Genomic DNA, 18,861 nt, shown 5'->3' on the forward strand with positions numbered 1-18,861 from the left:
TTCTCTGGCCTTCTTGCGTCAGCCGATGTGACTAAGCCCCGTACAGAGCGAAAAACTGCTTTGTGGCGCGCCGGGCGTCCCGGATGACCACGTCGTCAGTCAGTTCCAGCCGGTCGCCCAACAGCAACCGGATTTGCATGTCCCGGACGACGAGCCCGAAGAACGTGCGAAATGCTTCATCGATATCGTCGAAAGCCAGCAGCTTGGCTTCCATCCCCATTTCAAGGATCGGCTTCAGGCGCTTGGCCATGGCCACCGGCCCGTTGGAGAGAACGATATCGCCCAGCGCCGACTTGCCCGATGCCGCATGGCTGACAGCCAGACGGTTAAGCGCGATCGACGTGCGGCCCGAAAGCACCAGCAGCCAGTCGCGGGCAAAGTGTTCCAGGCTTGAAAACAGCGATTCCGCGTCAAGTTTCTCGCGCGCCAGCGGCACAACGCGAACCTTGGAGGCCTGCCAGCGAACCATCGCCGTCAGAAGACCGTCACGGTCGCCAAACCATTTATAGAGGCTTTCCTTGGAGCAATTGGCGGCACGCGCAATGCTCGCCGTCGTCAAAGCGCGGTCTCCGCCTTCGACAAGAAGGCGCAACGCCTGCTCCAGAACATCGTTCTGACGCGGCGAAAGAGCCTGCTGCTTTTGAGCCTGCAATTCGTCGCTACCATCAGTCACGGGGCACTTCCTCCTCTTGTACCGTACGGTACGGTTCCCATTCTATTAGCCCTTGCCGCATAGGCGGTCAAGCGAGATTTTTGAAAAATTCGGATGGTAAGGCGTGTACTAAAGATGCCTTTGCCGATAGCGCGATTGAACTATGTACTTGCGCAAAAATAGTAGGAAAAACAAGCAATTAGGGCGCCATCCGGAATCAAATTCTCAGATAACGCCCTGATAAAACACGGTCTGTTAAAGCGAATTCCCGATCAGATATTCACCTGCGTACCGATTTCTACCACGCGTCCGGTTGGGATCTGGAAATATTCGGTCGCGTCCGACGCCGTGCGCGCCAACAGGATAAACAGCTTGTCCTGCCACAGAGGCATGCCGGAATGCACCGAAGCCTTGAGCGAACGGCGCGACAGGAAGAACGAGGTCGTCATGATGTCGAACTTCCAGCCAAGCTTGCGGCAAAGGCCAAGCGCGCGCGGAATATTCGGCTGCTGCATATAGCCGAACTTCAGCGTCACCTGCATAAAGCGCTCGTTATATTGCGAGACACGCGCGCGGTCTGCGCTGGAGACCCACGGCTTCGAAGCGGTCACGACGGTCAGGATGACATTGTTCTGATGGAGCACCTTATAATGCTTCAGACTGTGCATCAGCGCGGTTGGCGCACTTTTCGGGTCGCCCGTCAGGAAGACAGCCGTTCCCGGCACAATCGTTGGCGGGCGCTTGGCCATCTGCTCGACGATGAGATCGAGCGGCACTTCGCCCTTGCGTGTCTTGAGGAACAGGTGCCGGGTGCCGCGCACCCATGTCCACATGATGAGCACAAGCACTGCGGCAATGCCGATAGAAGCCCAACCGCCTTCATGCACCTTGATGATGTTGGCGCTGAAGAACATGATGTCGATCAGCAGGAAACCGAGCATCAAAGGCAGCGCACGACTGACCTGCCAATTCCAGATCCGCGTCATGACAATATAGAGCAGCACGGTCGTCACCAGCATGTTGCCGGTCACTGCGATACCATAGGCTGCGGCCAGATTGGTCGACTTCTCAAAGCCCAGCACCAGAATGACCACGGTCAGGCCGAGCAGCAGATTGACACGCGGGATATAGATCTGCCCGTGCAGCTTCTCCGACGTGTGCTGAATTTCAAGGCGTGGCAGAATGTTGAGCTGCACCGCCTGCCGCGCCACGGAAAAGGCACCGGTGATAACGGCCTGACTGGCGATCACTGTTGCTGCCGTCGCCAGCAGCACCATCGGCAGCAGCGCGAAATTCGGCAGCATCTGGAAGAACGGCAATGCCGCTGCTTCGCCATGCGACAGGATGAAGGCGGCCTGTCCAAAATAATTCAGCACCAGACATGGAAACACGATCCACAGCCAGGCGCGCACGATGGGCTTGCGCCCGAAATGGCCAAGATCGGCATAGAGCGCTTCGGCACCCGTCATGGCGAGGAAAACCGCGCCAACGGTGATGAAGGCAATACCGGGGCTAATGGCCAGAAAGCGCACTGCATAATAGGGATTGAGCGCATAAATGACGGTTGGATCGTCGAATATGTGCCAGAGGCCCGACGCGCCCAGCGCCAGAAACCAGATCGCCATGATCGGCCCGAATACGATGGCAACCTTGCCGGTGCCGAGCTTTTGTACCGAAAACAGCGTCACAAGGATGACGACCGTAATGGGCACCACGAAAGGCGTGAGGCTGGGCGCGACGATTTCCAGGCCTTCCATCGCGGAAAGCACGGAAATGGCAGGCGTAATCACGGCATCGCCAAAGAACAGCGCTGCGCCGCATATACCGACGGCCAGAATGAGATTGGGACGTCCTTTCAGAGCGCCGCGCACCAGCGCCATCAGCGATAGGATGCCGCCTTCGCCGTTATTATCGGCCCGCAGCACGAACAGAACATATTTGATCGTGACAACCAGCGTCAGCGCCCAGAATATCAGCGAGACGACGCCAAGAATGTCCGGGCGCGACAGGACGCCGTCAGAGGCCGCCGTGTGCAGCGCCTCACGAAAAGCGTAGATCGGGCTGGTGCCGATATCGCCATAGACCACACCGAGCGCGCCCAAGACCAGCGTCTTCATGCTGTCGCTATGATGATCGTTTTCTTCGCCGATATATCCGGTTTCAGCGCCAACACTGCCAACAAGCGGCGTGACCGCCGCATCCGGCGCGGAGGATTGCGATTGCGCGTTCTGGCCGTTCAGCTCGTCGCTCATTTGCCGACACCTCGCAACATCCTGAAATCATTCTGGCTGGAAATCATATTGTGTGGAGTCCACTCACAGGTACACCCGCAAAAGATTGCGGATTGCAACAACCGTGCCGCATCTTTGCCCCAATCCGGTTCAAACATCATCACCGAACCGAGCGGTGCATACGCGCTGCTCCGATGATGCCCCGAAGGCAAAGCACGCCGGGGCACTTCGATGTGGAATGCGGATTTCGGAAAACCGTATCAATGCTTCCCTCATACGTCCCTGCGCGCTCCTGACGCGGATGAACCAGCCGCGGACGCCTATAGCTTGTTGAGCTTTGGCACAAATGCGCTTTTCGCAAAGCTCAGGTCAAAGCTATGCATTTTGCGCATTGAACGTGCCAATTACCCAGCCAAAGCAGCGTTAAAACGTCCCACTGTCGCCGCCATACCATACGTCAAAGCGTCCGCCGTCAATCCATGTCCGATGGAAACTTCTTTCAATTGTGGAATGCGTTTGACCAGTGCCGGGAGATTTTCGACCGTCAGATCGTGACCGGCATTGATTTCAAGACCGAGCGCCGTTGCGGCATCCGAGGCCTTGCCAACACGGTCCAGCTCGCGCGCTGCCGCTGCCGGATCGTCATAGGTCGCGCCATAAGGACCGGTATAGAATTCCAACCGGTCAGCGCCGATGGCCTTGGCCTTTTCATAACCCAGCGGATCGGGATCGGCGAACAGCGAAACGCGCATGCCGCCCTTCTTCAACCGCGCCACGATGGGCGCCAGATAATCGGCCTTGGACAGGAAATCCCAGCCGTGGTCGGAAGTGGCCTGTGTCGGATCATCCGGCACCAGCGTCACCTGTTCCGGCTGGTGCTTTTCTACCAGATCGAGGAAGGCCTCGCTTGGAAAGCCTTCAATATTGAATTCGGCCTGCGGAAATTCATCATCGATCAATGCACGAATATCGCCAAGATCGGAAAAGCGGATGTGGCGCTGGTCCGGGCGCGGATGCACCGTCAATCCTGCCGCCCCCGCCGCGAGTGCAATTCGCCCGAGACCGGTGACGCTCGGCCAGGGCAGATCGCGACGGTTACGTAGCATGGCGATGGCATTGAGATTGACAGATAATTTCGCAGGCATGGAGGCATTTCTCCCATGATCGGTTTTCGCTTTAGAGCCTGTTCCAAAAGCCGTCCTGTGTGGCCGCAAATGCCGATTTTCTCCATTTTCGCACACACATGCCGCTTTTTGAGTCAGGCTCTTATATCGCCCGCCGCAGGAAAGTGTGAGTGTTTTCCCGTCGCACCTGATGACCCATCCCCAAATGTTGCCGTTTCCCGTCTTTGGAGCATAGGCCAAGCTATTCCTTGCCGAATTTGGAACAACAATCCGCAACCTTTCGCCCGGTTTGGACGTTTGAATCCTGTCCTGACAGGGGCACGAATTGACGATTGGTCATAGAAGACGCTTGGAGACCGATGATGCGCAATGAGGACATCCCCGTCGTCCGCCGCATTCCCACGGACCGGAATGATGTATTCGCCTTTGCCATTGAAGGGCATTTGGACGATTCATCGCTGGAGAACCTTTATGGGCTGCTCGACGCAGCCTATGAGCAATATGACGAGATTGATCTGCTGATCCGCCTGACCGGCTATGAGGGCGCGGACTGGACCGCGGCTTTTTCCGAAAGCATGCTTTCAATGCGCTCAAAATCGCTCAAGCATCTGCGCCGCTATGCGATTGTAGGCGGTCCATTATGGATACAGGCCAGCATCACCCTGATGCAGCCCCTCCTCTCGATAGAAATGCGCTCCTTCGAAGCCGACGAAGAACAGGACGCATGGGAGTGGCTGAGCGCCAAACCAATTGAAAGCTGATTATTTTACAATCGTCAGGCGTTCTGCTGCACGGGTAATGGCCGTATAGAGCCAGCGCTCGCGCGTATCGCGAAAAGCATAGCTTTCATCGAACAATACCACATCATCCCACTGCGAACCTTGAGCCTTGTGCACCGTCAGGGCATAGCCATAGTCGAAGTCGTCGTAACGCTTCTTGGTCTGCCACGGAATTTCGCTATCCGGGTCCTCGAACTGCGCCTTCAAAAGCTTGATCTTGGCAACGCCGCGATCATCGTCTTCCGGCGCAACCAGCAGATTGATCCCGGGCTTCACGGTTTCCTTGGAGGAGGTCATGACCTTCCAAAGCGACCCGTTGAGCAGGCCCTTGGCCGGATCGTTGCGCAGGCAGACCAGCTTGTCACCCGCCTGCGGATAATCCGCCGTAAAGCCCTTCAGCTCGCGCAGGCGCTGGTTATAACGCCGCCGCGTGCGATTGGTGCCGACAAGCACCTGATCGGCCTTCAGAACCATGTCCTGATTGACTTCGTTCTTGCTGATGACCTTTGCCGCACCGTGATCACCATAGGGCAGCTCGCGCCCTTCGCGCACGTCAAGCGCCATGCGGATAATCGGATTGTCCTGCGCCTGACGGTGAATTTCGGTGAGCAGATAGTTCGGCTCATGCTCGGTAAAGAACCCACCGCCGGAAATCGGCGGCAACTGGCCCGGATCGCCCAACACGAGGATTGGCGTTCCGAAGCTCATGAGATCGCGCCCAAGCGCCTCGTCCACCATCGAACACTCATCCACCACGATCATCGCCGCCTTGGCGACCGGGCTTTGCCGATTGAGCGAGAATGTCGGCGCGATGGACGTCTTGCCTGTCGTCTCGTCCTCAACGGCTTCCTCGCCACGCGGACGATAGATCAGCGAATGCAGCGTGCGCGCATTGCTGGCGCCCTTGGACCGCAAAACCTGCGCGGCCTTGCCGGTAAAGGCGGCAAACTGCACATCGCCATCGACATGTTCCGCGAAATAGCGCGCCAGTGTCGTCTTGCCCGTTCCGGCATAACCGAACAGCCTGAAAATGGGACTACGCCCCTCTTTCAGCCATTGTCCGACGGCCTTGAGCGCCTGATCCTGTTCCGGTGAAAACTGCATGGCTCTTTCAGACAGGATTCGCGACCTGAAAACAAGATCAAACCGTGATCAAACAGCCGTATTAAGCAGAGCCGTATAGCGGGAGAGGTCGACATTGCCGCCGCTGACGATGACACCGACGCGCTTTCCGCGCAGTTGATCCGCCATCTGGCGGGCACCGGCGAAAGCCAGACAACCCGTCGGCTCGACCACCAATTTCATCTGACGAGCAAAGAACTTCATGCCGTCGACAAGGGCCTGATCGCTAACGGCCAGAACATCCGTGACCTTCTCGCGGATGATGGCAAAGGTCAGGTCGCCCGGCGCCTGCGTCTGCGCGCCATCGGCCAGCGTCTGCGGCGTGTCGATGCGCACAATTTTGCCCGCCCGCAAGGATTGCTGGACATCATTCCCTGCTTCCGGCTCGACGCCATAAACGGCGCAATCGGGCGAAAGCGCCTTGGCGGCCAGCGCCGATCCGGCAATCAACCCGCCGCCGCCGACGCAGACGAACAGCGCGTCAAGCGGCCCCACTTCCTCGATCAACTCCTTGGTCGCCGTGCCCTGCCCGGCAATGATATGCGGGTGGTTATAGGGTGGAATCAGGGTGAGACCGCCCTCCTCCGCCAGACGGTTCGTCAGGGCGTCACGGTCATCCTTATACCGATTGAAGGTGATGACATTGGCGCCATAGCCGCGCGTTGCTTCCAGCTTCGACTGCGGCGCATCTTCCGGCATCAATATGGTGGCGGAAATGCCAAGCAGCTTTGCCGACAAGGCCACCGCCTGCGCATGATTGCCCGATGAAAATGCAATCACGCCGCGCTTCTTTTGCTCATCGCTGAAACGGGTAAGCGCATTGAACGCGCCGCGAAACTTGAACGCACCGATGCGCTGAAGATTTTCGGCCTTGAAAAAGAATTGTGCGCCGGTCTCGGCATCGAGCGCCGCAGAGGTCAGAACCGGCGTGCGAAGCGCATGGCCCTCGATCTGTCCGGCGGCGGAAACCACATCGTCATAGGTAGGAAGTGCACGCATTTTGATGCTCCGATTGAGCTACTTCAGCATCGGCCAGAGGCTCGCGATCAGCAGCAAGGCCATAAAGATATTGAACCATTTGAGATGCACCGGATCATCCAGCCAGTTGCGCAGCAACATGCCAAAGCCTGCCCAGACCGAAACGCTCGGCAGGTTGACCAGCGCGAAGGCAACGCTCACCAGCGAAACGGCCAGATAGTAATTGTCATGCGTGGCATAGGTGGCAATGCCGGTGACGGCCATCACCCACGCCTTGGGATTGACCCACTGGAAGGCTGCCGCCTGCATGAACGTCATCGGCTTGCCATCACCAGTACCCTTCGCTTCACCGATCGAACGCGACATTGCGATTTTCCATGCCAGATAGAGCATGTAAGCGCCGCCCGCGAATTTCAGGCTGGTGTAGAAGGCAGGCACCGTTTCAAGCAGCACGCCAAGACCGAAGCCAACTGCCAGAAGCAGGCCGAAAAACCCGACACCGATACCCAGCATATGCGGGATCGTGCGCCGAAAGCCAAAATTAACCCCCGATGCCAGCAGCATTAGATTGTTCGGCCCCGGTGTGATGGAAGACACAAAAGCGAAGGCGATCAGCGCCAAAAATACTTCGACAGACATGTGATGAACCCGATTTAGAGCCTGCTCCAAAAGTCGCCCTGTGTGGCTGCAAATGGCAATTTTCTCCATTCCGGTGCTCACGTACCCAAAAGTACGCTCCGCTCCGGTACTCGAAAATCGCCATTTTCGCCCCCACATGCCGCTTTTTGAGTGAGGCTCTTACCCGCACAAATTAGCTCAATAAAAAACCGGCACAATCGAAACATTGTGCCGGTTTGGAGCCTTATTGTATCGATCCCTGCTCTTGGCAGAGAAACACGACTTACATGCCTTCAGGACCCCGGTTCATCGCCGCCACGCCGGTGCGGCAGATTTCCACGAGGCCAAGCGGCTTCATAATCGAGATGAACTGGTCGATCTTCGCGGTCTTGCCGGTGATTTCCAGAATGAAGTGATCGGTCGTCGCATCGACCACCTTGGCCTTGAACGCATCGGCGAGACGCAGCGTTTCGGCGCGGGCTTCACCCTTGCCAGCCACTTTCACCAGCGCCAGCTCGCGCTCGATCGGGCGATCATGCCCGAGTTCGCTCGCACGGTGGCTGAGATCAACCACGCGGTGAACCGGAACGATGCGCGCCAGCTGGTGGCGGATCTGGTCAAGCACGTGCGGTGTACCACGCGTCACAATGGTAATACGCGAAAGGTGCTTTTCGTGCTCGGTTTCCGAAACCGTCAGGCTTTCAATGTTATAGCCGCGACCGGAAAACAATCCGATCACGCGGGCAAGGACACCTGGCTCGTTATCGACGAGGACGGCAAGCGTATGGGTTTCCGGGGTCTGGGTTTCGGCTGCGATGAAGTAGGCCGATCCGGAAGCTAGGTTCTGTGCATTCATGATTTCAAATCCTCCGGATCAGACGAGCGCGCGGCCCTTGGCGTCGATGGCATTGGCGACGGCTTCGTCGGTGGCTTCGTCGGGCAACAGCATTTCATTATGCGCCTTGCCGGACGGAATCATCGGGAAGCAGTTCGCCAGATTGGCAACGCGGCAGTCGAAGATGACCGGCTTGTCGATGTCGATCATTTCCTGAATGGCGGCGTCGAGATCGCCCGGCTTTTCGCAGCGAATGCCGTGCGCGCCATAGGCTTCTGCCAGCTTGACGAAATCCGGCATCGCCTCCGTATAGGAATGCGACAGGCGGTTGCCATGCAGCAATTGCTGCCACTGGCGCACCATGCCCATATACTGGTTGTTCAGGATGAAGATCTTGATCGGCGCATTGTGCTGGATCGCTGCCGACATTTCCTGAATGCACATCTGGATCGATGCGTCCCCGGCAATGTCTATAACCAGCGCATCCGGATGCGCAATCTGCACACCGAGCGCGGCAGGCAGGCCATAGCCCATCGTGCCGAGGCCACCCGAGGTCAGCCAGCGGTTCGGTTCTTCGAAGCCATAGAACTGTGCCGCCCACATCTGGTGCTGGCCGACTTCGGTGGTGATGTAGGTTTTGCGATCCTTGGTCAGTTCATACAGCCGCTCAATGGCATATTGCGGCATGATGACGTCCTTGTTCGGCGTATAGGCCAGCGAATTGCGGGCGCGCCAGCGGTCGATCTGCTCCCACCAGGCGGCGATGGCCTTCTTTTCCGGCTTCTTTTCGGAAGCGCGGAACTGGCGAACCATATCTTCCAGAACATGCGCAACATCGCCGATGATCGGCACATCCACGCGGACATTCTTGTTGATCGAAGACGGATCGATATCGATATGAATCTTCTTCGAATTCGGCGAGAAGGCATTGAGGCGACCGGTGATACGGTCGTCGAAGCGCGCGCCAACGCACAGCATGACATCGCAATCATGCATGGTCATGTTCGCTTCGTAAGTGCCGTGCATGCCCAGCATGCCGAGCCAGTTCTTGCCCGATGCCGGATAGGCGCCGAGGCCCATCAGGGTCGAGGTGATCGGGAAGTTGCCGAGTTCAACCAGCTCGCGCAGCAGACGGGAAGCTGCCGGGCCGGAATTGATCACGCCACCGCCGGAATAGATGACGGGCTTCTTGGCCGTGGCGAGCAGACGGACGGCGTCGGAGATTGCCTGCGCATTGCCGTCGAGAACCGGACGGTAGGTGGTGCGCGGCGTGGTCTGCGGCGGCGTGTATATGCCCTTGGCAAACTGGATATCCTTCGGAATATCGACCAGAACCGGACCCGGACGGCCCGTGGATGCAACATGGAAGGCTTCATGCAGAATGCGCGACAGGTCGTTGACGTCCTTCACCAGCCAGTTGTGCTTGGTGCAGGGGCGTGTGATGCCAACCGTATCGGCTTCCTGAAAGGCATCGGAACCGATCAACGAGGTCGGGACCTGACCAGAAATGCAGACGAGCGGGATGGAATCCATCAGCGCATCCTGAAGCGGGGTGACCGCATTGGTTGCGCCGGGGCCGGATGTCACCAGCAGCACACCGACCTTGCCGGTGGAGCGGGCATAGCCTTCGGCGGCATGGCCTGCGCCCTGTTCGTGACGCACGAGAATGTGCTGAATCTTGTCCTGCTGGAACAGTTCGTCATAGATCGGAAGCACTGCGCCGCCCGGATAACCGAAAATGCTCTCCACGCCCTGATCGATCATGGCCTGAATAACCATTTCCGCGCCGGTCATCTCGCGTGGATGGCTTGTTTCCTGAGATCCTGCGGCGGTCGCTTCCGCCTCTTGTTTACCTGCAGTCATCGTTCTCTTCCCGTCTAGTCTGTATTTCGGTGTCAGATTTAGCCGCATCGGGCTTTTTTGGATAATAAAAAAGGCCCCCGAGGGAGCCTGTCTTTCGCGCATGGGAGCTTTCGCCGGATGGTTACACCATCCTGCCCATGCGCGCCCGTACCACAAGAATAATAAACGTGTTCATGGGGCGGGACACTAATCGCCTGAAAAGAAGCCGTCAACGCATAAATACGAGCCCTGTGATATTTTCTTAAGATTCACCCCACCCTCTCGATAACTTTATTTCAACCCGGATTTGCTAGCTTCATCAGATAGCTCTTATGAAAGTTGGCGAAATGAACACGGGCGGGGATATTGACGGCAGTGCCGAGATGAAGGGCCGCGGCTTTGTACAGCGCAACCGCACGGAAGGTCATGTCATCCAGTGCGACGGCGAGCGCGCCATCATTGCGGCTTTGTCCGGCCCCTCCTCCACTGCGTCCGATGACTACTGGACCGTCGGTCAGTTGATCTCCATCCAGTCGGGCGGCAACCGCCTGGTTGGCCTCGTCCACAATGTCACCGTGCCCGATAATGCCTGGACGCGCGGCGGCGACAACATCGTCCATGTCCATGTCGAATTTTTGGGCGAAGTGCGCGGCGAACCCGATGGCCATATGTCGTTCAGCGGCGGCATTTCCAGATATCCCTATCCCGGCGCCATCGCCCACCGTATCCGCGCCTCCGACCTTTCCGCAGTCTATGCCCAGATGGGCCAGACAAGCGTACCCATCGGCGCGCTGACCCAGGACGCCTCCGTCCCGGCCTATGTTTCGGTTGAAGACCTCATCTCGCGCCACTTTGCCGTTGTCGGCACCACGGGCGTGGGCAAATCCAGCGCCGTCATGCTGCTCTTGCGCCGCATCGTCTTGCAACGGCCCGATTTGCGCATCCTGATCCTCGACCCGCACAATGAATTTGCGGGCGCGTTTCCAGACCTCGCCATTGCAGTGGACCAGACCAATATCGAATTGCCGTTCTGGATGCTGCGACTGGACGAATTTGCCGATGTTATTTTTCGCGGCCGCACGCCGGAGCCGACGGAATACGACATATTGCGCGACCTCGTGCAGCTTGCGCGCGAAAAAACCAGTGACAGCGAAACCGGCGGACGCCACAGCCTGCGGCGCAAGCTTTCGGACAGGACGGTCAGCGTCGATACGCCGATTGCCTATCGCCTGCGTGATCTCCTGACGCTGATCGATGACAGGATCGGCCTTCTCGACAGCAAGGCGGAGCGCCCCTATCTGCGCAACCTGAAAGCAAGACTGGAGTCGATCGCCAGCGATCCGCGTTTCCGCTTCATGTTTGCCGTCACCGGCGGGCCGGAAACCATGCGTCAGGCTATCGCGCGCATTTTCCGCATTCCGCATAATGGCAAGCCGATCTGCACCTTCCAGCTTGCGGGCCTCCCGTCCGAAGTGGTGAATGCCGTTGCTTCGGTTCTGTGCCGCCTCTCCTTCGACATCGCCATGTCGAGCGAAGGCAGCCTGCAAACCCTCGTCATCTGCGAGGAAGCGCACCGTTATATTCCAGCCGACAAGGATGCTGGCTTCTGGCCGACGCGGCAGGCGATTGCCCGCATCGCCAAGGAAGGGCGCAAATACGGCTCTTATCTCGGCGTGATCAGCCAGCGCCCCGGCGAGCTGGACGCCACCATTCTTTCGCAGTGCAATTCGATCTTCGCGATGCGTCTCGGCAATGAGCGCGATCAGGAAATCATCAAGGGCGCGCTGCGCGGCGGTGCGCGCAGCATGGCCGGTTTCCTCTCGTCGATTGCCAATCGCGAAGCCATTGCCTTCGGCGAAGCGTTTTCGACACCGATGCGGCTGACCTTCGAAACGGTTCCAGCGCATCAGCTGCCCGGGCGGCGCAAAGCCGAAAGCTTGACATCATCCTTGCAGGTCGATGACAGAATCGCGCTGGATCGTATCGTGGACCGGCTGCGTTCGTTCGAAAACAACGCGCATCCCGGCGCGCCGGAAAAGCCGACCGACGACAGCGATCTATTGAAAAAGCCTTCGACGATCAGCAGGCTTACAACCGTCGCGGCAGCGCCACTTGCAACGGAAAGACCTGCTCCCATCGTCTCGCATAACAGCGAGACAGCCCAAAGCATGAAGAAGCTAGGCGATCTGGTGCGCAATTTCCGCAAGGATTATGAGAGCTGACGGGACGCCTTTAACCACCCGGCATCAGGCGCAGACGCGATTGCGCCCCATATTCTTGGCGGCATAGAGCATCTTGTCAGCGCGACGATAAAGGTCCTTTGACGTTTCGCGCCGGTCCCAGACCGCAAGCCCGATACTGACGGTGACCGTCAGCTTCACATCGCCGAGATCGATTTCCAGCCCGGCAATGGCCTTTCGGATACGATTGGCGAGCTTGATCATCAACTCTGCATCCATATTGGGAGCGAGTACTGCAAATTCTTCGCCGCCAAGCCGCGCAACCACATCGTGATATCGCGTATAATCACGCAGGCAGCGCGCGACTTCCTGCAACACCACGTCGCCAATATCGTGTCCGTGGTTGTCGTTGACCGCCTTGAAGTGATCCAGATCGATAATCATCAGGCCGACGGGCCGCTGGATACGGTCGAACTGGACTAGATATTCCTTCAACGCTTCGTCGAAATAACGACGGTTCTGCATGCCGGTGAGGCTGTCGGTGAGCGCGGCATGTTCGAGCGTCTGCGACCGTTCGGACAAATCCTGCGTGATGATCTGCAATTTGCCGCGATCCAGCGCCTCGGTGCGGATTTGCGGATAGATCAGCAAAAGCCCGCAGACGATGGAGGCAATGAGAACCCAGATCGCCGCATGATTGAGCCGCCCGAGAGAAGTTGCGATTTCGGCAGCGGAGGCATCAAGAGAGGTCGCTTCAAGCAAGCCCAAATCGACATGCACGCGATAAAGCAAAATGCCTATCCCGCACATTAAAATAATCAGAATGAAAAATGCCCGCTCCGATTTATGAAACCGCATGTTTCGCGCCCGCCTCTCCTGTCAGAAGATAGCCTGCTAGTTATTTCGGTGACGTTAATTGAAGTAGTGCTTCATCAGAATTACTTAAAAAATTCCAGCTTGCATCCAGCTGATTGCGAAACCAGGTCGACTGGCGCTTGGCATATTGCCGCGTTGCAATGACGGATCGTTCAATGGCCTCGTCTTCGGTCATGGCGCCATCAAGAAAAGCGGTGATTTCCCGAACGCCGATGGCCTTCATCGCGGGCAGCGCCGGATCAAGCTGCAAAGACAGCAGCGCCTTCACTTCGTCAATTGCGCCATTGTTCCACATCAGTGCGAAGCGCCGCGCGATACGTTCGGAAAGCCAGCCCCGTTCCGGCAAAAGCACAATTTTCCGAGCCGACTGGTCATCCACCAGCACATGGCCCTTGTTTTGCTGCCACTCGCTCAAGGATTTTCCGGTGCTTTCGATCACCTCCAGCGCCCGTACGATGCGCTGGCTATCGGTCGCCTGAAGCGTCGCGGCCATTTGCGGATCGCGTTCCGACAGCGCCCGATGCAGGGTTTCAGCACCTTCTGTTTCCATGCGGGCGCGCCAATGATTGCGCACATCGGGCGCAACTTCCGGCATTTGTGACAAGCCGCCCAGCAGAGCGCGAAAATAAAGCCCGGTTCCGCCGACGAAAATCGGCGTCCGTCCTTCAAGCTTGGGCTGCGCCAGAAGGGATGCCACATCGGCAAACCATTTGCCGGTGGAATAGGACACAGACGGCGAAACATGACCGTAGAGATGATGCTCGGCGGAAGCCAGATCGTCTGCGCCGGGACGCGCCGTCAGCAGATCGAGCACGTCATAAACCTGCATGGAATCGGTGTTTACGATAAAGCCGCCAGTCTCCCTTGCCATATGAACAGCAAGTGCCGACTTGCCGCTGGCCGTCGGGCCAGCTATCAGGATGGCATTCTTGATCGCCTCCTCACTCATCGCAGGAATCGCTCCCTCATGTCCGCATCCGCTTCGCTCATTGCCACTTTGATCGCCAACCCGGCCAAGGCCGCTCTTGTTCCGTCGCTCGGGATTAAAGCGTCAGCGGCAGTGAATGCAACAGGACTTTACTGGCTTGCAGATGGTATTGCCTGCGATATCCCCCTGCCAATCGGCTTGAGCGCCGAAGAAGCTGACGCTGCGCTGCGCGCTACGCTGGATGGCGCACCCGTCGACGTGGTTGTGCAGGAGCAGGATCGTCGCCGCAAGAAAATCCTGATCGCCGACATGGATTCCACCATGATCCAGCAGGAATGCATTGATGAACTGGCCGAAGAGGCAGGCTTGCGCGACCATGTGGCCGCTATCACCGCCCGAGCTATGAATGGTGAAATCGCCTTTGAACCAGCCTTGCGCGAGCGCGTTGCCCTTCTGAAAGGCTTGCCGCTTCAGGTTATCGACAAGGTGATCGCCACCCGCATCACACTCACCCCCGGCGGGCCGGAACTGGTGCGCACCATGCGCAAGCATGGCGCCTATACCGCGCTCGTCTCGGGCGGTTTCACGTCTTTCACCCACCGTATTGCCGAAATGATCGGCTTCAATGAAGACCGCGCCAATCTCCTTCTGGATGATGGCGCCAAGCTGACCGGCGTTGTCGCGGAACCGATTCTTGGTCGCGAAGCCAAGGTGGAACGGCTGGAAGAAATTGCAGACCGTCTTGGGCTGACGCCCGAGGATGCGATTGCGGTCGGCGACGGCGCCAACGATCTCGGCATGATCCAGCTGGCGGGAACCGGCGTTGCCCTGCACGCCAAACCGGCGGTGGCAGCGCAAGCCAAGGTTCGCATCGACCATGGCGACCTGACTGCACTTCTCTACATTCAGGGTTACAGGATAACGGATTTCGTCGAATGATCATTCTGGAAACGCCAAGGCTCATCATTCGAAATTGGGAGGATCGCGACCGCGACCTCTTTCACACGATCAATTCCGACGAAGATGTCATGCATTTCTTCCCGTTCCGGCACGACCGGCAACAGTCGGACGAACTTTTCACCCGGCTGCGCACCATGATTTCGAAAACCGGCCTTGGTTTCTATGCTCTCGAAGAAAAGACAAGCGGTGAATGCATCGGCTTTGCCGGTCTTGCCCGCACCAATCTTGAGCCGCATTTGCCGGATGGAACAGTGGAAATCGGCTGGCGACTAGCCCGCCCTTTCTGGGGAAAGGGCTTTGTGACCGAAGCCGCCAAAGCTCTTCTTGACTACGCCTTCGGTTCTCTGGGCCTGTCTGAGGTGGTTTCTTTCGCCGTACACAACAATGATCGCTCCACGAACGTCATGCAGCGCATTGGCATGGTGCGCGATCCTTCAAGTGATTTCGATCATCCGCGCGTACCGGACGAAACGCCCCAACTGAAACGCCACGTCGTTTATCGCGCTCATGCGACCTGACCGGCGCACCAGCCAGAAGACCATGCCCACTGGAAATTATAGCCACCGAGCCAGCCGGTGACATCGACCACTTCGCCAATGAAATAGAGGCCGGGCACCGACTTGGCCTCCATGGTGCGCGAATCGAGATCGCGTGTATCGACACCGCCCAGCGTCACTTCCGCCGTGCGATAGCCTTCCGATCCGGCGGGCTTGATGCGCCAGTCGTTGACGGCAGCTTCCACACGCCGAAAAAGCTTGTCGGACATATCGGCGAGATGCCCGCTGGCACCGTTTTCCTCGGCGATTGTCTGTGCAAGTTTCTTCGGAAGGTACAGGCCGAGTGCTGTCTGCAGGGCCTGCTTTCCATTTGTCGTGCGCTGCGCACGCAAGGCTTCGAACAGATCCGTACGGGGCAACATGCTGATGCGGATTTCATCGCCCTCTTTCCAGTAGGACGATATCTGCAAAATCGATGGACCACTGATGCCGCGATGCGTGAACAGCATGGCCTCGGCAAAACTCGTCTTGCCGCAGGCCACCACCGCATCGACGGCGATACCGGCCAGCGGCTTCAACCGTTCCAGCGTATTCGGTTCAAAAGTCAGCGGGACCAGCGCCGGGCGTGTCTCGACCAGCCGCAAGCCGAACTGCTCGGCGATGTCGTAGCCGAAGCCGGTTGCGCCCATCTTGGGGATAGATTTGCCACCGCAGGCGACCACCACGGAACGGCATCTGACTGTCGTGCGGATGCCGCCTTCCATCAGCCGCAGCTCAAACCCTTCTCCTAGTATTCTGGCTATACTCTCGACACCGCAGGAGGTTTTCAACCGCGCGCCGTGGCGCTTCATCTCGCCAAGCAGCATGTCGATGATCTGCGTTGCCGACCCATCGCAGAAAAGCTGGCCAAGCGTCTTTTCATGATAGGCAATGCGATGCCTCTCGACCAATGCGATGAAATCGCGCTGCGTATAGCGGCTCAAGGCGGAGATGCAGAAATGCGGATTGCGCGACAGATAGTTTTTCGGGCTGGCGTGGATATTGGTGAAGTTGCACCGCCCGCCCCCGGAGATACGGATTTTCTCACCTGCCGTCCTGGCATGATCGACAACCAGCACGGAACGACCGCGCTTGGCTGCTTCGATGGCGCACATCATCCCGGCTGCGCCCGCGCCTATCACGACAATATCGACAGTTTCCAAACCCGCACCACTCCACCACCCAATCGGGCATTGAATCTCGTTCTCAGCACTTGCCGCTATTTGATTCAAATCGCAAATGAAAACGGCACTGCGGGATGATCCGCAGCGCCGTTCCAGGTTCATTTCGCACAGGCGTTTAGTCGATCCGAACCGTCACAAAACGCAGTTCGCCAGAGCGTGACGCCAGCATGAACAGCGCATTCTTGCGCCCTTCCCGTCGCAGCGCATCAATGCGCTTCTTTACGTCTTCGGGCGCCTTGACCGTGACCTGATTGATATCGACGATGACATCGCCGGTTTCAACGCGCTTGTCGCCCGCAGCCGAACCGGGAGCGACATAGAGGATCGCCACGCCCTGCACGTCTTCGGCAATCCCGAACTCGCCACGCACATCGTCGTTGAGCGCAGAAAGCCTCATGCCGAGCACGGACGGGCCGGTGGCTTCGCTCTTCTGCTCCTGCTTCGGGGTAGCTGGCGCTTCCTCACCATCCTCACCCTCCGCTCCATCCGGAACCGGCGCCTGATCTTCGGTAGCAGCTTCAGTGCTCTTGTCGTCTTCCACAAGACGACCGAGCTTCACCTTGACGGTCTGTTCCGCACCGTCACGGACAACGACGATTTCCACATCCTTGCCGACCGCGCTTTCGGCCACGAGGCGGGGCAGATCGCGGGCGGTATCCACTGGCTTGCCTTCATAGCGGATAACCACATCGCCAGCCTTCAGCGCCGTATTGTCCACGCCGGAATTCTCGATCAGCCCGGCAATCAGCGCGCCCTTCGGTTCTTTCAAACCAAGACTGTCGGCAATATCCTGCGTCACCGGCTGGATGCGAACGCCGAGCCAGCCGCGCTTGACCTCGCCGAATTCCTTCAGCTGGTTGATCACGCCCACTGCCATTTCGGCCGGAATGGCAAAGCCGATGCCAATGGAGCCGCCGGACGGCGAAATAATCGCCGTGTTGATGCCGATCACCTGACCGCTCATGTCGAATAGCGGGCCGCCCGAATTGCCGCGATTGATGGCAGCATCCGTCTGGATGAAATCGTCATAGGGGCCGGAATTGATATCGCGCTTGCGCGCCGAAATGATCCCGGCGGTCACGGTTCCGCCAAGCCCGAACGGATTGCCGATGGCCAGAACCCAGTCGCCAATACGCGCCTTGTCGGAATTGCCAAACTGCACGGCCTTGAGCTTGTGCTTGGCCGGATCGACTTTCAGGACAGCCAGATCGGTCTTGATATCCTTGCCGACCAGCTCGGCTTTCAGCTTGGTGCCGTCGTTGAAATTGACTTCAATCTCGTCGGCATCCGCAATGACGTGATTGTTGGTGACGATGAAGCCCTTTTCGGCATCGATGACGAAGCCCGATCCAAGCGACTGCACCTTGCGCGACTCGTCGCTCTGTTCGCCGTCCTTGTTGTTGAAGAAGTCTTTGAAATATTCCTGAAACGGTGAGCCTTCCGGCACTTTCGGCATCGGCACGGGGCCATCGCCCTCGCCGCCATCGTCTTTCACGGTCTGCGAGGTGGAGATATTCACCACCGCATCCAGCAGCCCTTCTGCGAGATCAGCGACAGAACCCGGCCCCTGAATGCCTTTCACGGGAGCGTCCTGAGCAAAGGCAGGCGGCGTTGCGACCGTCGGCGTTCCGGTGACAGCCAGCGCGCCCATTGCCACGGTTGCGAATAGGGTGCGAGCGAATCCCGCCTTCGGTACGATTGCCATAAAGCTCTGCTCCGATCCTGAATATCTACGCAAATAACCTAAAGGTTAGATCGCCGCAAATTAAGGCCTGTTTACGGCCCCGTATAGGCAGAGGGCCATAAATAACGGAACCAGAGGTGCTTATCCCCTGACAAGCCAGACGATGCCGACGCCGATGGCAAGCGCCGCTATACCGGCAATGCGCAACATGCCTTCCGGTGCTTCGCTCGCCTCCCGGGCGAGCTTCTTGGCGAAAAAAGGAAAGCCGCCGTAGAGCAGCCCCTCGATAACGAAGAGAAGTCCTACGGCGGCTAGAAAATCGCTCATGAGAG

The 18,861-nt window shown here is 58.0% G+C and carries 17 protein-coding genes; 4 read left to right on the forward strand and 13 right to left on the reverse strand.

All coding sequences use genetic code 11. From position 1 onward, the window contains the following. Positions 1–31: 31 nt before the first annotated feature. The 3 genes from HWD97_RS16310 to HWD97_RS16320 all read right to left on the reverse strand — a co-directional run bounded on the left by HWD97_RS16310 (position 32) and on the right by HWD97_RS16320 (position 4,028). Positions 32–673, reverse strand: a complete 642-nt coding sequence (locus HWD97_RS16310) for a TetR/AcrR family transcriptional regulator (RefSeq protein WP_078339363.1) — start codon at positions 671–673, stop codon at positions 32–34. A gap of 251 nt (positions 674–924) precedes the next feature. Then, positions 925–2,904 (reverse strand): potassium transporter Kup, encoded by a 1,980-nt coding sequence (locus HWD97_RS16315; RefSeq protein WP_109369367.1) that lies wholly within the window; start codon positions 2,902–2,904, stop codon positions 925–927. A 383-nt stretch (positions 2,905–3,287) separates the two neighbouring features. Then, entirely contained in the window at positions 3,288–4,028 is a 741-nt protein-coding gene (locus HWD97_RS16320) for a pyridoxine 5'-phosphate synthase (RefSeq protein WP_109369368.1), read from the reverse strand. A 341-nt stretch (positions 4,029–4,369) separates the two neighbouring features. Between HWD97_RS16320 and HWD97_RS16325 the strand changes: the two genes are divergently transcribed. Next, positions 4,370–4,768 (forward strand): STAS/SEC14 domain-containing protein, encoded by a 399-nt coding sequence (locus HWD97_RS16325; protein ID WP_209445961.1) that lies wholly within the window; start codon positions 4,370–4,372, stop codon positions 4,766–4,768. Here the strand turns inward: HWD97_RS16325 and HWD97_RS16330 are convergent, their stop codons facing one another. From HWD97_RS16330 to HWD97_RS16350, 5 genes are all read right to left on the reverse strand, one after another. Beyond that, positions 4,769–5,890, reverse strand: coding sequence for an ATP-dependent RecD-like DNA helicase (locus tag HWD97_RS16330; RefSeq protein ID WP_109369370.1), 1,122 nt, complete (start codon positions 5,888–5,890; stop codon positions 4,769–4,771). A gap of 48 nt (positions 5,891–5,938) precedes the next feature. Further along, positions 5,939–6,907: a threo-3-hydroxy-L-aspartate ammonia-lyase gene (locus tag HWD97_RS16335; RefSeq protein WP_109369371.1), complete on the reverse strand. Its 969-nt coding sequence runs from the start codon at positions 6,905–6,907 to the stop codon at positions 5,939–5,941. An 18-nt stretch (positions 6,908–6,925) separates the two neighbouring features. Then, on the reverse strand, positions 6,926–7,525 hold the full coding sequence (locus HWD97_RS16340) for a LysE family translocator (RefSeq protein ID WP_121536360.1): 600 nt from the start codon (positions 7,523–7,525) through the stop codon (positions 6,926–6,928). A 262-nt stretch (positions 7,526–7,787) separates the two neighbouring features. Beyond that, positions 7,788–8,360, reverse strand: a complete 573-nt coding sequence (gene ilvN, locus HWD97_RS16345) for an acetolactate synthase small subunit (RefSeq protein ID WP_078339370.1) — start codon at positions 8,358–8,360, stop codon at positions 7,788–7,790. 18 nt (positions 8,361–8,378) lie between these two features. Then, positions 8,379–10,202 (reverse strand): acetolactate synthase 3 large subunit, encoded by a 1,824-nt coding sequence (locus HWD97_RS16350; protein WP_121536362.1) that lies wholly within the window; start codon positions 10,200–10,202, stop codon positions 8,379–8,381. 311 nt (positions 10,203–10,513) lie between these two features. Here HWD97_RS16350 and HWD97_RS16355 point away from each other — a divergent pair, with 311 nt between their 5' ends. Continuing rightward, positions 10,514–12,403 carry an ATP-binding protein gene (locus tag HWD97_RS16355; RefSeq protein WP_235858886.1) on the forward strand — a complete coding sequence of 630 codons (1,890 nt, stop codon included), beginning with the start codon at positions 10,514–10,516 and terminating at the stop codon, positions 12,401–12,403. A 24-nt stretch (positions 12,404–12,427) separates the two neighbouring features. Here HWD97_RS16355 and HWD97_RS16360 read toward each other — a convergent pair whose 3' ends face one another. Both HWD97_RS16360 and miaA read right to left on the reverse strand, forming a co-directional pair. Then, entirely contained in the window at positions 12,428–13,219 is a 792-nt protein-coding gene (locus HWD97_RS16360) for a GGDEF domain-containing protein (RefSeq protein WP_109369374.1), read from the reverse strand. Between the two features lie 40 nt (positions 13,220–13,259). Then, complete coding sequence (gene miaA / locus HWD97_RS16365; RefSeq protein ID WP_109369375.1) at positions 13,260–14,186, reverse strand: tRNA (adenosine(37)-N6)-dimethylallyltransferase MiaA; 927 nt, start codon at positions 14,184–14,186, stop codon at positions 13,260–13,262. A gap of 18 nt (positions 14,187–14,204) precedes the next feature. Here miaA and serB point away from each other — a divergent pair, with 18 nt between their 5' ends. Together serB and HWD97_RS16375 are read left to right on the forward strand one after the other, a co-directional pair. Then, positions 14,205–15,104: a phosphoserine phosphatase SerB gene (serB, locus tag HWD97_RS16370; RefSeq protein WP_109369376.1), complete on the forward strand. Its 900-nt coding sequence runs from the start codon at positions 14,205–14,207 to the stop codon at positions 15,102–15,104. Further along, the gene (locus tag HWD97_RS16375) at positions 15,101–15,643 is read left to right on the forward strand and encodes a GNAT family N-acetyltransferase (protein WP_109369377.1); all 543 of its coding nucleotides are present in this window, start codon (positions 15,101–15,103) and stop codon (positions 15,641–15,643) included. Before serB ends, HWD97_RS16375 begins: the two co-directional genes overlap by 4 nt. On the opposite strand, the gene HWD97_RS16380 is transcribed toward HWD97_RS16375, so the two are convergent. The 3 genes from HWD97_RS16380 to HWD97_RS16390 all read right to left on the reverse strand — a co-directional run bounded on the left by HWD97_RS16380 (position 15,631) and on the right by HWD97_RS16390 (position 18,856). Then, positions 15,631–16,824 carry an NAD(P)/FAD-dependent oxidoreductase gene (locus HWD97_RS16380; protein WP_371835262.1) on the reverse strand — a complete coding sequence of 398 codons (1,194 nt, stop codon included), beginning with the start codon at positions 16,822–16,824 and terminating at the stop codon, positions 15,631–15,633. The two genes, HWD97_RS16375 and HWD97_RS16380, sit on opposite strands and share 13 nt — an antisense overlap. A gap of 136 nt (positions 16,825–16,960) precedes the next feature. Beyond that, positions 16,961–18,550, reverse strand: a complete 1,590-nt coding sequence (locus HWD97_RS16385) for a Do family serine endopeptidase (RefSeq protein WP_371835263.1) — start codon at positions 18,548–18,550, stop codon at positions 16,961–16,963. A 120-nt stretch (positions 18,551–18,670) separates the two neighbouring features. Next, entirely contained in the window at positions 18,671–18,856 is a 186-nt protein-coding gene (locus HWD97_RS16390; protein ID WP_109369380.1) for a DUF2065 domain-containing protein, read from the reverse strand. Positions 18,857–18,861: the final 5 nt, after the last annotated feature.

The organism is Ochrobactrum sp. C6C9 (genome assembly GCF_022627935.1).
GTDB lineage: Bacteria > Pseudomonadota > Alphaproteobacteria > Rhizobiales > Rhizobiaceae > Brucella > Brucella teleogrylli.

Excerpts from the sequence above, each read along its gene's own strand:
- HWD97_RS16335 (WP_109369371.1), bottom strand. The coding sequence starts at position 6,907 with ATGCGTGCACTTCCTACCTATGACGATGTGGTTTCCGCCGCCGGACAG.
- HWD97_RS16355 (WP_235858886.1), top strand. The coding sequence starts at position 10,514 with ATGAAAGTTGGCGAAATGAACACGGGCGGGGATATTGACGGCAGTGCC.
- HWD97_RS16350 (WP_121536362.1), bottom strand. The coding sequence starts at position 10,202 with ATGACTGCAGGTAAACAAGAGGCGGAAGCGACCGCCGCAGGATCTCAG.
- HWD97_RS16385 (WP_371835263.1), bottom strand. The coding sequence starts at position 18,550 with ATGGCAATCGTACCGAAGGCGGGATTCGCTCGCACCCTATTCGCAACC.
- HWD97_RS16330 (WP_109369370.1), bottom strand. The coding sequence starts at position 5,890 with ATGCAGTTTTCACCGGAACAGGATCAGGCGCTCAAGGCCGTCGGACAA.
- serB (WP_109369376.1), top strand. The coding sequence starts at position 14,205 with ATGTCCGCATCCGCTTCGCTCATTGCCACTTTGATCGCCAACCCGGCC.
- HWD97_RS16325 (WP_209445961.1), top strand. The coding sequence starts at position 4,370 with ATGCGCAATGAGGACATCCCCGTCGTCCGCCGCATTCCCACGGACCGG.
- HWD97_RS16320 (WP_109369368.1), bottom strand. The coding sequence starts at position 4,028 with ATGCCTGCGAAATTATCTGTCAATCTCAATGCCATCGCCATGCTACGT.
- HWD97_RS16360 (WP_109369374.1), bottom strand. The coding sequence starts at position 13,219 with ATGCGGTTTCATAAATCGGAGCGGGCATTTTTCATTCTGATTATTTTA.
- HWD97_RS16390 (WP_109369380.1), bottom strand. The coding sequence starts at position 18,856 with ATGAGCGATTTTCTAGCCGCCGTAGGACTTCTCTTCGTTATCGAGGGG.
- ilvN (WP_078339370.1), bottom strand. The coding sequence starts at position 8,360 with ATGAATGCACAGAACCTAGCTTCCGGATCGGCCTACTTCATCGCAGCC.
- miaA (WP_109369375.1), bottom strand. The coding sequence starts at position 14,186 with ATGAGTGAGGAGGCGATCAAGAATGCCATCCTGATAGCTGGCCCGACG.
- HWD97_RS16315 (WP_109369367.1), bottom strand. The coding sequence starts at position 2,904 with ATGAGCGACGAGCTGAACGGCCAGAACGCGCAATCGCAATCCTCCGCG.
- HWD97_RS16375 (WP_109369377.1), top strand. The coding sequence starts at position 15,101 with ATGATCATTCTGGAAACGCCAAGGCTCATCATTCGAAATTGGGAGGAT.
- HWD97_RS16340 (WP_121536360.1), bottom strand. The coding sequence starts at position 7,525 with ATGTCTGTCGAAGTATTTTTGGCGCTGATCGCCTTCGCTTTTGTGTCT.